The organism is Moraxella sp. FZFQ2102 (assembly GCF_024137865.1).
Lineage (GTDB): Bacteria > Pseudomonadota > Gammaproteobacteria > Pseudomonadales > Moraxellaceae > Moraxella.
Window position 1 is genome coordinate 612,082 of record NZ_CP099960.1, and the last position, 13,435, is coordinate 625,516.

Sequence of the window (13,435 nt, forward strand, 5' to 3'; positions counted from 1 at the left end):
GATGATTTCGGTGGGTTTTTTATCGTTTGTCATGTTTTCACCCCATACAAGTTATAAACCACTTTACCCTTGTGCTGATTATCGCTATACTGTACACGCTTTAAGATTATAACATCAATAACAACAATGATCGTTTAAGAGCAGAACAACTGCACGATAGCGCGTCACTTGCCCTAGGAAGTCTGCATCGCTGTTTGATGCTTTTAAACGACTAATAAAGGTAAAAATATGACAACAGATACTTTAACCATCGGCTCTCGCACTTTTAATTCTCGCCTGCTGGTCGGCACGGGCAAATACAAAGATTTGACCGAAACAGCAAGCGCCATCGAAACCAGTGGTGCTGAAATCGTCACCGTCGCCATCCGCCGCACCAACATCGGACAAAATAAAAACGAACCCAATCTGCTTGATGTCATCTCACCAAATAAATACACCATTTTGCCAAATACCGCAGGCTGCTTCGATGCCGACAGCGCGGTGCGCACCTGTATGCTGGCGCGTGAATTGCTGGATGGGCATAATCTGGTCAAGCTTGAAGTGCTGGGCGATGACAAAAACCTATATCCCAATGTCATCGAGACCGTCAAAGCAGCACGCACGCTGATTGATGATGGCTTTGAAGTGATGGTATATACTTCGGATGATCCGATCGTCGCCAAAGAGCTTGAGAGTATGGGCTGCGTGGCGATCATGCCATTAGGCAGTCTGATCGGCTCAGGACTTGGACTGCTAAACCGCCACACCCTAAGTCTAATCATCGAACAAACCCAAGTGCCTGTCCTAGTCGATGCAGGCGTCGGTACAGCATCTGATGCGGCGATCGCCATGGAGCTTGGCTGCGATGGTGTGCTGATGAATACCGCCATCGCCCACGCCCAAAATCCTGTGCTGATGGCATCGGCGATGAAGCACGCGGTGATCGCAGGTCGTGAAGCTTATCTGGCAGGTCGTATGCCAGCGCGCTATATGGCACAGGCAAGCAGCCCACAGACAGGATATTTTTTCACCAAATAAGTAAATTCACCCATCAGCCACTTATCAAACCCCAAAAATTTTGCTATTATGCGCTTTTTGGGGCGTGAATTGGCGGTGAATTGTGCGTGCGTTAAGCGTTGTTGATCTCTTATTTTTGTTGTTCGAAAACAGCAAGCAGCCGATGCATGTCAGCGGTTTGTGCACCTTTGAGATTCCAGTTGGTGATGAGCATTTCGTCAGCCGTCTGATGAGTGAGATCAATACGGAGATTTTGCCGAATTTTCCGTTCAATCAAGTACTGTATCGGCAGATTTTTTGGCAAGTGTCCGAAGATTTTCAGCTGCATCATCATTGCCAATATCATAAGCTTACAACTGGCAGTAATGATGAGCTGATGACGCTGATTTCGCGCATTCACGAAAGACCACTGGAGCGCAGTCGTCCGCTGTGGTCGATTCACATCATTGATCATCTTGCGCCTGAGTCTGATGGCGCACCCAAGCGCTTCGCCTTATTTCTAAAAATTCATCACGCGCTGGCCGATGGTGTCGCAGCGATGCGCCTGTTTCAGCGATCTTTAGCACAGACTGCGTATGAGAAAAATATGCTGCCTGTCTGGGCAATGAAGCTCAAAAAATCCACCGCCCTACCACCGCCCGATCAACCGTGGGCAAAGCACATCAGCGAGCAGATCAAAAGTCTTGCACCTGCTTGCCGCGAGCTTTTGGTGAATTTTAGCCAAAAAAAACAGCAAAACCGCCATCTGATCAGCAGCTTCGATGCACCCAAATCGATACTCAATCAGCGTATCGGCACGGCGCGCCATCTGGGCATTCGAGCCTTTGACAAAGCGCGGTTTGTCACCATTGCCAAGCGGTTCAATGTCAGCACCAATGATGCACTGATGGCGGTCTGTGGTCATGCCCTGCGCGCTTATCTGCTTGGTCAAAATGCCCTGCCTGAACAATCATTGGTGGCGTTCGTGCCTGTCTCCTTGCGTGATAATGACAGCTCGGTGGGCAATCGCATTTCATTCACGCCGACCCTGCTTGGCACAGAGCATGACGATGCCATCATGCGCCTGCACGACATTCACCACAGCATGAAACTTGGTAAAGAACGCTTTGAGCGGCTTAGCTGGTCGGCGGTCATCAACTACACCGCGCTTAGCTATGGTTGGGCTGGGCTAAACCTTGCTACGCGCGCATACCCCACCAAGCAAGCCTTTAATCTGATCATCTCCAATGTCCCTGGTGATGATATGCCACTATTTCTAAATGGCGCAAAGCTGACGGGCATTTACCCTGCGTCGGTGCTGTTTGACGGGCAAGCGTTGAACATCAGTTTTTGTAATTATCAAAATCGCATTGATTTTGGCATCACTGCCTGTCAGACCGCCCTGCCAAATATCGAGATACTGCTTGATTTGATCGAAGATGCGCTACAAGTTTATGAAAAATTAGCCACCGATCAAGCTTAACTTGACAGATTGATCACGCGCCAAATCATATATAAAATCCCCCCAATAAAAAAGCCGCCAATCAGCGACTTTTTTAAACCCAAATTTATGAAACGATACAAGTAATCGTAAGTTTGCCCTTATGCAGTCATGGCAAGTGGCTTGGCATTGCCTTGCGCTAGCTTCTTAAGTACCGCAACGATCATTTCGCTGGTGATTGGCTGCTCTTTACCTTTTGATAGTACATTCATTTCAGTAATATTTGTATTCATGGCTATTTCCCCATTTGCTTTAAGTCGGTGGCGATTGCTTGCGACTGGTATCTTTTTCGTTGGACTTAGTATAACCTAAGTTTACGAATGTACACAACGACTAATTGCGATTTTGACCCTGTAAAGTGTAAACACTTGTTTCATTTTTGATACACTTTGTCATAATTGGCGAAATAATGAGTTTAAATGATAATAAGTATCAGTTCGCCATCATGTTGCGTGATTTGCCAATTTAATTTCCCATTCCAAATTCAAGCCACCACTCACCCATCTGTCTTATTCTGCTCTCAATATACTTTTGCACACTTTTGATATTTAGTATCCATAATCAGCATTATATACATATATATATAAATTTATGATTAGTATATTAGATTTTCATATAAATATAGAATGATTTACAAAATATCCCCATTTTACAAGAATATCCTTGATATGTATAATCCCTATTAAGATTTTGAGTGGTGATATTGGATTTTTAAAATAAAGAATATAAAGTTTGCAGATTTATCTTGGTTTATATTATTTATTTTTTGCATAATTATTGACCATCACCATTCTATAACTGAGCAAAAATAGAGATGATGCACATGGGGTTATTCAAAACCACACTCACTGGCATTGGGCAAATTTTTTTGCAGCAAAGCGCGCTATCTGGCTTGATCATCGCGATCGGTATGTTTTTTAGCCACTGGACATTGGCGGTCGCCTGCTTGCTTGGATCGTTGATTGGCACGATTTGTGCGCACCTGCTCAAAGCCGATGACCAAGCGATCGCGCAAGGCTTATATGGATTTAATGGCAGTTTAAGCTTTATGGCGGTGCTATTTACCTTTGGCTTGGTGGATGCAAGCAACCCTGTGATTTGGCTACTGGGTCTAACTGCCAGCATCGTATCGACCATCATCATGCACATCTTTTTATTAAAACAAAAACCTGCTTTTACCTTTCCATTCATCGCCACCAGTTGGCTATTTTGTTGGGGCGTGGCGCAGCTAGGCTTGTTCGGTCTTAGCCAAACCACACCGCCGCTGCCTGACCATACCAGTATCTTTGCAAGCTTACAATTTCCCTTTTATGCGTGGGCGGAAGTCAATTTCGGCGCCAGTGCCATCACCGGTGTACTACTATGCCTAGCTGTCGCCATTCATACACCCATCGCTGCGGTGTATGGCATGATGGCGGCGATTATCGGCACTTTGATGGCGCATTATCTATTCGGTGTCGATGCCAATACTTTGGCAAATGGCATCTACGGCTTTGCGCCGATTTTGGTGGCGTGCGTGTTCGCTGGATCGAAATTGAGCGATTTGTGCTTGATTGTGCTTGGTGTCTTGTTGGCGGTATCCATCCAGTATGGCATCACTTTGACAGGTCTTGCTCCTTATACAATCGGCTTTGTGGTTGCGACATGGCTATTATTACCACTCAAAGCCAAACTCATCAACTACCGCCCACAGGCTGCGGCTAAGTTTTCATAACTCACTACTGTTCAAAATAAGGAACTTTGTATGCATTTAACTTCCCGAGAACAAGAAAAGCTGATGCTGTTTTTGGCAGGAGAGCTTGCCGCCAAGCGAAAGGCACGCGGTTTGAAGCTCAATTATCCTGAAGCGATGGCATATATCGCAAGCCACCTACAAGAAGCTGCGCGCGACGGCATGAGCGTCGCTGAAGTCATGGCGTACGGCGCGACATTGCTTGGTGTCAATGATGTGATGGAAGGCGTGGCTGAGATGATCGATGAAGTGCAGATCGAAGCCACCTTTGCTGATGGCACAAAGCTGGTCACTGTTCATCATCCGATTCGCTGATGTGTAATAAATTCAATCAATGATTTTTAAGGATATTTTATGATACCAGGTGAATATCAATTGGCAACAGGTGACATCACTGCCAATCAAGATCGCAAAACCATCTCTTTACAAGTCGTCAATACTGGCGATCGCCCTATTCAGGTCGGCTCGCATTATCACTTTTATGAGACCAATGCCGCACTACAATTCGATCGTGCGCTTGCTCGGGGTATGCGCCTGAATGTCCCATCTGGCAATGCTGTGCGCTTTGAACCTGGTGAAACCAAAACTGTGCAATTGGTCGCCTATGTCGGCGCGCGCACTGTGTATGGATTTCACAATCAAATCGATGGCAAGTTATAGGAGAGTATCATGAGCTTAACCATTCCACGCAGTCAATATGTGGCGACTTTTGGGCCAACCGTTGGTGATAAAGTGCGTCTTGGCGATACCGATCTTTGGGCAACCATCGAAAAAGACTATCTGACTTATGGCGATGAGAATAAATTTGGCGGCGGTAAAAGTGTTCGTGACGGCATGGGTCAGTCAGGCACAGCCACGCGCGCCAATCCAAATGTCTTGGATTTTGTCATTACCAATGTGATGATCATTGATGCCAAGTTAGGTATTGTCAAGGCAGACATCGGCATTCGTGATGGCAAGATCGCAGGCATCGGACAAGCAGGCAACCCTGACATCATGGATAATGTCACGCCCAATATGATCATCGGCGCAAGCACAGAAGTACACAACGGCGCGCATCTGATCGCGACAGCAGGCGGTATCGATACGCACATTCACTGGATCACACCCCAACAAGCCGAACACGCCATCGAAAGCGGCATCACAACCATGATTGGCGGTGGCACAGGTCCTGCCGATGGCACGCACGCCACCACTTGTACACCTGGTGCGTTTCACATTGAGCGTATGTTGCAAGCTTGCGAATCACTACCTGTGAACATCGGGCTTTTTGGTAAAGGCAACTGCGCCACCACCGAGCCACTGGTCGAACAGATCAAAGCAGGCGCATTGGGTCTGAAAATCCATGAAGACTGGGGCGCAACACCTGCTGTGATTGATGCTGCGCTTAAGGTCGCTGATGATATGGACATTCAGGTGGCAATTCATACAGACACCTTGAACGAAAGTGGCTTTTTGGAAGATACCATCAAAGCCATCGACGGACGCACCATCCACACTTTCCACACCGAAGGCGCAGGCGGTGGTCACGCCCCTGATATCATCAAAGCTGCGATGTACACCAATGTTCTGCCAGCATCCACCAACCCAACACGCCCTTATACGGTCAATACCATCGATGAGCATCTGGATATGCTGATGGTTTGTCATCATCTGGATAAGCGCGTGCCTGAAGATGTTGCCTTTGCTGATAGTCGCATTCGCCCTGAAACCATCGCTGCCGAAGATATTTTGCACGACATGGGCGTGTTTAGCATCATGAGCTCAGACTCACAAGCCATGGGGCGCGTCGGCGAAGTGATCATCCGCACTTGGCAAACCGCTGATAAAATGAAAGCTCAGCGCGGCAGCCTGCCTGATCCCGTCACAGGCGATGATAATGACAACTATCGCATCAAGCGCTACATCGCCAAATACACCATCAACCCTGCCATCGCGCACGGCATCAGCCATGCGGTCGGCTCGCTGGAAGTTGGCAAACTTGCGGATATCGTACTATTTAAGCCGATGTTCTTTGGGGTAAAACCCGAAGTTATCATCAAAAGTGGCGTCATCAGCTATGCCAAGATGGGTGATCCGAACGCATCCATTCCAACGCCGCAGCCTGTCGTCTATCGTCCGATGTTCGGCGCACTGGATAAATCCAATTATCACAATGCAGTGTATTTTGTCTCGCAAGCTGCACACGATGCCGATATCGCGCGTCAATACGGCTTACAAAAACCTACCATCGCGGTCAAAAACTGCCGTGATGTCAGCAAAAAAGACTTGGTGCACAACGATCAAACACCCGAGATCACCGTCGATCCTGAACGCTATCAGGTGCGTGTCGATGGCGAGCTGATCGGCTGTGATCCTGCTGATAAATTGCCATTGGCACAGCGTTACTTCTTATTCTAAAAGGAATGATAATGAGCAATTTGATTATCATACAAGAGATTTTGGGTAAGTTATCCCAATTACAACAAAGCGGTAAAATCACCGATCAGACCATTGATTATGTACATTTGCAATGGTTTGAAAGTGATCGCAACATTCTGCGTAAGACCAGTCAAGCAGGTCGTGAAGTGGCATTTCGCCTGCTCAAAGAAGGTGTGCGCTTGGCGCATGATGATGTGGTCATGCTTGATGAGCAGACAGCTTTGGTTGTTGCTATTGAACCTTGTCAAGCCATCGTCTTATCACCCAAAACCCTACCTGAGATGGCGCGCGCCTGCTATGAGATTGGTAATAAGCACGCACCGCTGTTTTTGGAAGGTGATGAAGTGTTATTGCCTTTTGACAAGCCAATGTTTGCTTGGCTAGATGCCGCTGGCTTTCACCCAAGTGAGCAGATGCGCCGCCTAAGTCATGCCTTGCGCGCCAACTCTGCACAAGGACATGGACATGGTCATGACCATCACCATTATCACGATCATGGTGATCATGCGCACAGTCACGGTCATCACCATCACCATGATCATGCGCATAAGGACTGACCCATGACACAGGCGCTCACTCAGTTAGGTGCATTGCTGCATTTGGTTGATCCTACTCTGCCAATCGGTGGTTTTAACCACTCCAATGGACTTGAGACTTTCGTCCAAGAACGCGTGGTGCACAACAAAGACAGCCTACACAGCTATGTCCAAGTACAACTACAGCAGAACTGGGCGTACAACGATGGCGCGTACTTATCCTTGGCTTATGACGCCATGATGGCAGATGATGTGCAAGCCTTGATCCAACTTGATCAAAAACTTGCCGCCACCAAAATGCCACGACAAATCCGTGACGGCGGTGCCAAGCTCGGCATTCGTTTATTAAAAATCTTTGGGCGTTATGAGACGCATCCGACTTTATTGGCATATGCAGATGCACTGACCCAAAAGCACGCCAAAGGATTTTTCCCCATTGTATTTGCCATCGTGGCAGCAGCGATGGGACTGGATAAGAGCAGTACTTTGTACGCATTTTATTATAATGCCGCGGTCGGCACTGTGACCAATGGTGTAAAACTCATTCCTTTAAGTCAGATGGATGGTCAAGATATCTTGTACGCACTGCGCACACCCATTGAACAAGCGGTGCAAAGCAGCCTAAATCCTGATCTGTCTTGGCTTGGAGCAGCCACGGTTGCAAGCGACATTCGCGCCATGCGCCACGAACAACTTTATACACGCTTATACATGAGCTAATCATTTTTACACAAGGAGACTTCTTATGAAACCAGTACAATCACGCACTTTAATGGCATTGACCGCGCTATTACCAAGCTTGGCAATGGCACACCCTGGTCACATGGATGGCGGTCATGCCTTTATGTCAGGGCTACTGCACCCGATTGGTGGTCTAGATCATCTACTGGCGATGGTTGCTGTCGGACTGTGGGCAGCACTATTGAGCACACGCTTTAAAAACGCTGTCTGGGCAGTGCCGACAAGCTTTGTGGCGTTGATGGTTGTCGGTTTTTTCTTTGGTTTACAATCAGGCAGCATCGCCATGACCGAACAAGCCATCGCTGCATCAGTTTTGGTCATTGGCTTGGCAGCAGCATGGGCAAAACAAGTACCTGTTGCTTTGGCATCAGTGATCGCAGCTGCATTTGCATTTTTCCACGGTGTCGCGCACGGTGCTGAAATGAGCGGCGGCGCAGCAGGTGTATTTGCCGCAGGTTTTGTACTAAGCACCATTGCACTGCATTTGGTCGGCCTTGCGTTTGGTATGGCGCTGAGCAAAAACACCCTACTGACTCGCACCGCAGGCACTGCTATCGGCTTGGCTGGTCTTAGCTTTTTCTTTATTTAAATAAACTTAACTTGATAATAACGAGAATACCATGCGAAATTATATCAAAATCGGTGTCGCAGGCCCTGTAGGCGCAGGCAAGACCGCGCTGATTGAGCGACTGACACGCAAAATGGCAAATGATTACAGCGTTGCCGTGATCACCAATGACATCTATACCAAAGAAGATGCAGAGTTTTTGACCAAAAATAGCCGCCTGCCTGCCGAGCGCATTATGGGTGTAGAAACAGGCGGCTGCCCACACACCGCCATCCGCGAAGACGCATCCATGAACCTAGAAGCTGTCGATGAGATGGTGGCGCGCTTTCCTGATGTTGAGATCGTTTTCATCGAGTCTGGCGGCGATAACTTATCAGCGACATTCAGCCCTGATTTGGCAGATGTGACTTTATTCGTCATCGATGTGGCACAAGGTGAAAAAATCCCGCGCAAAGGCGGACCAGGTATCACGCGCTCAGACTTATTGGTCATCAATAAAACCGACTTAGCACCCCATGTCGGCGCAAGCCTTGAAGTCATGCAGCGCGATGCCAGTCGTATGCGTCAGGGTCAGCCGTTTATTTTTACCAACTTAATGACCCAAGAAAACCTAGATGGCGTCATCGGTTGGATTGAAAAATACGCTCTATTAAAAGCAGTGGACGAGCCTGCTGCTTTGGTACGCTAATGACCATCACTCTATGACAGCCACAGCCCATGTCTTTGATAGACCATAAGACATGGGCTTAATGGATTGACAATGAAAAGTAAATTACACATCTCAACCAAGCTGAATAATCATGGCAAAACAGTACTGGATCAGTACTTCGTACAGCCACCGTTCAAGCTGATGAGCCTACCGAATAACAGCGCATGGGATACTGCATTGACAGCCATGCAGATGTCGTCTTCACCAGGGTTATTAGCAGGCGATGATCTGTCTGTCGAGATCGCTTTGGCAGCCAATACGCGCCTGATCTTGACAACACAAGCATTCACCCGTGTGCAATCCATGGATATTGGTAAGCGTGCGACACAGTCACTGAACATTCATCTGGACACAGATAGCCGCCTGCACTATGTGCCACATCCATTGGTGCTGCACAAGGACAGCGCACTAGAACAGCGCACTGACATCACGATGCGCTCAGGCAGTCAGCTGATTTTTGCTGAAGTGATTGCCATTGGTCGTGCTGCCAATGGTGAGCGGTTTGAATTTTCGCAATTTAGCTCGCACTTAACCATTCACGAACAACATCCTGATCACAGTACCGTACTGCTCAGCGACTGTATTCAGTGGCATCCCAAATTAATGGACTTAACCGCCATCGGGCAGATGGAAGACTATAGTCATCAAGGCATGCTGCTATTCATGCACATCGATCAAGATCCTGCAGACATCGCCGCACGCCTAAGCACCATCCAAGGCATGATAGATACTGCCGAGCAAGATGATCCACAGCTGTTGATTGGCGCATCGTTGATACAAGCGCATGGCTTCGTGGTGCGTGCCTTAGGTCACAACGCCCAAAGTATTGAGCAGCTATTTGCACGCATTGGGCAAAGCCTGCAGGCTAATTAACATACCAATTTGCATAAAAAAATACCAAGTCTTACACAAGGCAAAACTTGGTATTTTTTTATACATCAATCAACCAATCGCATTTTCCCAACGCGGTACGACCAGCTGCATCAGTGGTTTTAGTAGTTTCATATTGCACGCAAACACAGAGCCTGTCTTCATCGCTTCGTTCGCGCCTTTATGATCGACGACCACGCCGCGCGCTTCAGTGACGATCAACTCGCCTGCTGCCACATCCCACGGCTTTAATGACATTTCAAAATAACCATCAAAGCGACCTGCCGCCACATAGCACAGATCCAGTGCCGCCGAGCCGAAACGACGCACTTGACCGCCATTTTCACAGATGGCTTGTAGGCTGGCAAAATGCTGACGCGCAAAGCTAACGCGCTCGCCATCGATCATGCGCTCATATGGATGACCTGTGGTGAACAGACCGCCTTCGATGGTTTTGCGTTCGCTGACTTGTAGGCGGCGCTGATTCATCAACGCACCACGACCGCGACTTGCCGAAAACAGCTCATCACGCACAGGATCATAGACCACGCCATGCTCGGTGACGCCATTTTTTTGTACCGCGATCGAGACACAAAAATGTGGCACGCCATGGACGAAATTTTGAGTGCCATCAAGCGGATCAATCACCCAGCACCAATCAGCATCATTGCCCTTGCCTTCTTGTAGGCCAAATTCTTCACCCAAATAAGAATGATTCGGATAGCTTTCTTTGAGCGTGGCGATGGTCAGCTCCTCGGCATAACGATCGATTTGGGTGACTAAGCCATCAAGACCTTTAGACTCGACCGCCAAATCAAGACGGTGGCGGTTTTGATGCGCGCGTAAAATTTCATGACCTACTTTTTTGGCAGCGTTTGCCGCCATAACTACCATCGGTTCCATAACTCACCTTTTTAAACAAGTAAACGAAGTAAAATTAAATAGTCTAATCATCATTCATCATGATGACGGATTTTTTGAAAAAATTAATAACAGCAATTCATCAAGCATTGAGCCAATTTGACAAAGACTGATAAACACCATCTTTATCCAAACCGCACGCTGCCAATTGCTGCTCGTGGCTAGCGTGCTCGATGAATCGATCAGCAATGCCTAGATTTTGAATCTTCGCATCAGCATTGTGCGCAAGCAGATATTCATTGACCGCACTGCCTGCACCGCCTGCGATTTGATGCTCTTCAACTGTGGCGATATGACTCACCCCTTGCGCGATCAGAGCATCAAGCAGTTCCGTATCCAGTGGCTTGACCCAGCGCATATCAATGACACTCATCGCCATGCCTGTATCATCAGATAATTTCTTGGCAGCAGCCAAAGCATCAGCCAGACGCGTACCAAATGCAAGCACCGCAAGCTTATCGCCTTGTGCAGTCGCAAAATTATCCGAAGACCACACATGATTAGCCTTACCAATCACAAACGCATCAACAGATGTATCAATCGCGCGCCCAATACCTGCACCACGCGGATAGCGCACCGCTGCCGTGCCTTGGTATCTATAGCACGCATTCAGCAGATGATGGCATTCATGCTCATCACTTGGCGCAGCGATGATGACATTTGGCACACAGCGCAGATACGCCAAATCAAACACCCCTGCGTGCGTTGCACCATCTTCACCGACCAGACCCGCGCGATCGATGGCGAAAGTGACATCAAGATTTTGCAGTGCGACATCATGAATCAGCTGATCGTAGCCACGCTGCAAAAAGGTCGAATAAATCGCCACCACAGGCTTAAGCTTGCCGCTCGTCGCCATGCCTGCCGCCAAAGTCACCGCGTGCTGCTCAGCGATCGCCACATCAAAAAACCGCTCAGGGAACTTGTGCGCATACTCCACCATGCCCGAACCTTCTGCCATCGCAGGGGTGATCGCAACCAAATTGGCATCGTCTTGCGCAGTCTGCATCAGCCAGTCGCCAAAGATCTGTGAATACTTCTTGGCAGGTGCTGTAGTAGGTTTGGCGGCATCACCGCTTGCTGCTTTTGGTAATTTACCAATGGCATGATAGCCGATCGGATCAGCTTCAGCAGGCAAAAAGCCCTTGCCCTTGACCGTATGCACATGCACCAGTACCGCACCTTTTAATTTACTGGCGCGCTCAAGCACACTGACTAATTTTGGCAAATCATGCCCATCAAATGGACCAAGATAAGTAAAACCAATCGCCTTAAATAAATTATCCGCAAATAACTTATCACCGATTTTCTCAGCAATCTTATCAGGCAGCGGCGATGATGAGATGCCGCTTAATAGACCTGTGATTTTCTCACTGATTTTACTTGGCAAGCGACTTGAGACATCTTCAAACGCGCCATTTGCCATCTGCAGATAATGGCGAATGCGACGATCATCTGACGAAATGTCACGCTTGACCATCAAAATATTGCCATGCTTATCAATATCCATGGCAAGTCCGCGCTGCCACAGCTTCGCCAAATGACGCGAAAAACCACCGATCGCCGCTGAGATGGACATATCATTATCATTTAGGACGACCAACAAATCGGCATTTTGTTGCACCGCGTCGTTCATCGCTTCAAACGCCATGCCGCCTGTCATCGCGCCATCGCCAATCACCGCCGCTACTTTGCGGTTCTCGCCAAGTAAGCGTGCAGCAAGGCTCATGCCCAATGCCGCCGAAATCGAAGTCGATGAATGCCCCACGCCAAAAGTATCGTACTCACTTTCACTGCGCTCAGGAAATGCAGTCAAGCCATCTTTTGAGCGAATGCTTGGCAGGCGATCACGGCGACCTGTCAGCACCTTGTGCGCATAGGCTTGATGACCGACATCCCACACCAATTTATCATAAGGCGTGTTTAATACTGTATGTAGTGCGATAGTCAGCTCAACCACGCCCAAATTAGCACCAAAATGCCCGCCACTCACCCCTGTCGAGTACAGCAGATACGCACGCAGCTCATCAGCAAGCGCAATCAGCTCATCGCTTGATAAGCCCTTCAGATCTGCAGGCGATGCCACGCGATCCAAAATCGGCGTATCAGGACGCGTCGCCAAAAGCTCGGTAAAAACTTTGGCTTGATACGATTGTTTGGCTAAGTTGGCTACATCTGACATAATAGGCTGATTTCCGACGCTTGGCTTAAATAGACTTTTTAACAACACCAAGACTTGTGGCGCAACTTATGGCATAATAAGCACTGACATGATCTGCGCACAAAACTTTTTGATGTTGCAAAGTGCTATTTTACTAGATAGCCTTTATTTTTGCTAGAAAAACCCCATATATTCTGCGATTTTTCATCAAAAACTCTTGATTATACCCTGTATATATCATAATTTTAATAATATATATTAGATTTTATTGCTTTCAGCCAAGTTTTGCTGAACTAGGGA

General features: G+C 47.9%; 14 protein-coding genes. 11 read left to right on the forward strand and 3 right to left on the reverse strand.

Annotation, left to right across the window (positions count from 1 at the left end; genetic code table 11):
* Window positions 1-228 precede the first annotated feature (228 nt).
* Window positions 229-1,017 (forward strand): thiazole synthase, encoded by a 789-nt coding sequence (locus tag NGM44_RS02880; protein WP_253224166.1) that lies wholly within the window; start codon window positions 229-231, stop codon window positions 1,015-1,017.
* Window positions 1,018-1,099: 82 nt separating this feature from the next.
* A complete protein-coding gene (locus tag NGM44_RS02885; protein WP_253224167.1) occupies window positions 1,100-2,458 on the forward strand; it encodes a wax ester/triacylglycerol synthase family O-acyltransferase in 1,359 nt (452 codons plus the stop codon).
* 119 nt (window positions 2,459-2,577) lie between these two features.
* On the opposite strand, the gene NGM44_RS10850 is transcribed toward NGM44_RS02885, so the two are convergent.
* The gene (locus NGM44_RS10850) at window positions 2,578-2,709 is read right to left on the reverse strand and encodes a hypothetical protein (RefSeq protein WP_256470638.1); all 132 of its coding nucleotides are present in this window, start codon (window positions 2,707-2,709) and stop codon (window positions 2,578-2,580) included.
* A gap of 590 nt (window positions 2,710-3,299) precedes the next feature.
* On the opposite strand from NGM44_RS10850, the gene NGM44_RS02890 reads away from it, so the two are divergent.
* The 9 genes from NGM44_RS02890 (at window position 3,300) to NGM44_RS02930 (ending at window position 10,056) form a co-directional block, all read left to right on the forward strand.
* Window positions 3,300-4,190, forward strand: a complete 891-nt coding sequence (locus NGM44_RS02890; RefSeq protein ID WP_253224168.1) for an urea transporter — start codon at window positions 3,300-3,302, stop codon at window positions 4,188-4,190.
* 30 nt (window positions 4,191-4,220) lie between these two features.
* A complete protein-coding gene (ureA, locus tag NGM44_RS02895; RefSeq protein WP_253224169.1) occupies window positions 4,221-4,523 on the forward strand; it encodes an urease subunit gamma in 303 nt (100 codons plus the stop codon).
* 39 nt (window positions 4,524-4,562) lie between these two features.
* Window positions 4,563-4,868, forward strand: a complete 306-nt coding sequence (gene ureB / locus NGM44_RS02900) for an urease subunit beta (protein WP_253224170.1) — start codon at window positions 4,563-4,565, stop codon at window positions 4,866-4,868.
* Between the two features lie 9 nt (window positions 4,869-4,877).
* Window positions 4,878-6,608, forward strand: a complete 1,731-nt coding sequence (gene ureC / locus NGM44_RS02905; RefSeq protein WP_253224171.1) for an urease subunit alpha — start codon at window positions 4,878-4,880, stop codon at window positions 6,606-6,608.
* Between the two features lie 11 nt (window positions 6,609-6,619).
* The gene (ureE, locus tag NGM44_RS02910) at window positions 6,620-7,186 is read left to right on the forward strand and encodes an urease accessory protein UreE (protein ID WP_253224172.1); all 567 of its coding nucleotides are present in this window, start codon (window positions 6,620-6,622) and stop codon (window positions 7,184-7,186) included.
* A 3-nt stretch (window positions 7,187-7,189) separates the two neighbouring features.
* Window positions 7,190-7,885, forward strand: a complete 696-nt coding sequence (locus NGM44_RS02915; protein WP_253224173.1) for an urease accessory protein UreF — start codon at window positions 7,190-7,192, stop codon at window positions 7,883-7,885.
* 25 nt (window positions 7,886-7,910) lie between these two features.
* Window positions 7,911-8,495 carry a HupE/UreJ family protein gene (locus NGM44_RS02920; protein WP_253224174.1) on the forward strand — a complete coding sequence of 195 codons (585 nt, stop codon included), beginning with the start codon at window positions 7,911-7,913 and terminating at the stop codon, window positions 8,493-8,495.
* A 31-nt stretch (window positions 8,496-8,526) separates the two neighbouring features.
* A complete protein-coding gene (gene ureG, locus NGM44_RS02925; RefSeq protein ID WP_253224175.1) occupies window positions 8,527-9,162 on the forward strand; it encodes an urease accessory protein UreG in 636 nt (211 codons plus the stop codon).
* 72 nt (window positions 9,163-9,234) lie between these two features.
* On the forward strand, window positions 9,235-10,056 hold the full coding sequence (locus NGM44_RS02930) for an urease accessory protein UreD (RefSeq protein WP_253224176.1): 822 nt from the start codon (window positions 9,235-9,237) through the stop codon (window positions 10,054-10,056).
* A gap of 69 nt (window positions 10,057-10,125) precedes the next feature.
* On the opposite strand, the gene NGM44_RS02935 is transcribed toward NGM44_RS02930, so the two are convergent.
* Both NGM44_RS02935 and dxs read right to left on the reverse strand, forming a co-directional pair.
* Window positions 10,126-10,956 (reverse strand): inositol monophosphatase family protein, encoded by an 831-nt coding sequence (locus NGM44_RS02935; protein ID WP_253224177.1) that lies wholly within the window; start codon window positions 10,954-10,956, stop codon window positions 10,126-10,128.
* Window positions 10,957-11,056: 100 nt separating this feature from the next.
* Window positions 11,057-13,156 carry a 1-deoxy-D-xylulose-5-phosphate synthase gene (gene dxs / locus NGM44_RS02940; protein WP_253224178.1) on the reverse strand — a complete coding sequence of 700 codons (2,100 nt, stop codon included), beginning with the start codon at window positions 13,154-13,156 and terminating at the stop codon, window positions 11,057-11,059.
* Window positions 13,157-13,435 lie beyond the last annotated feature (279 nt).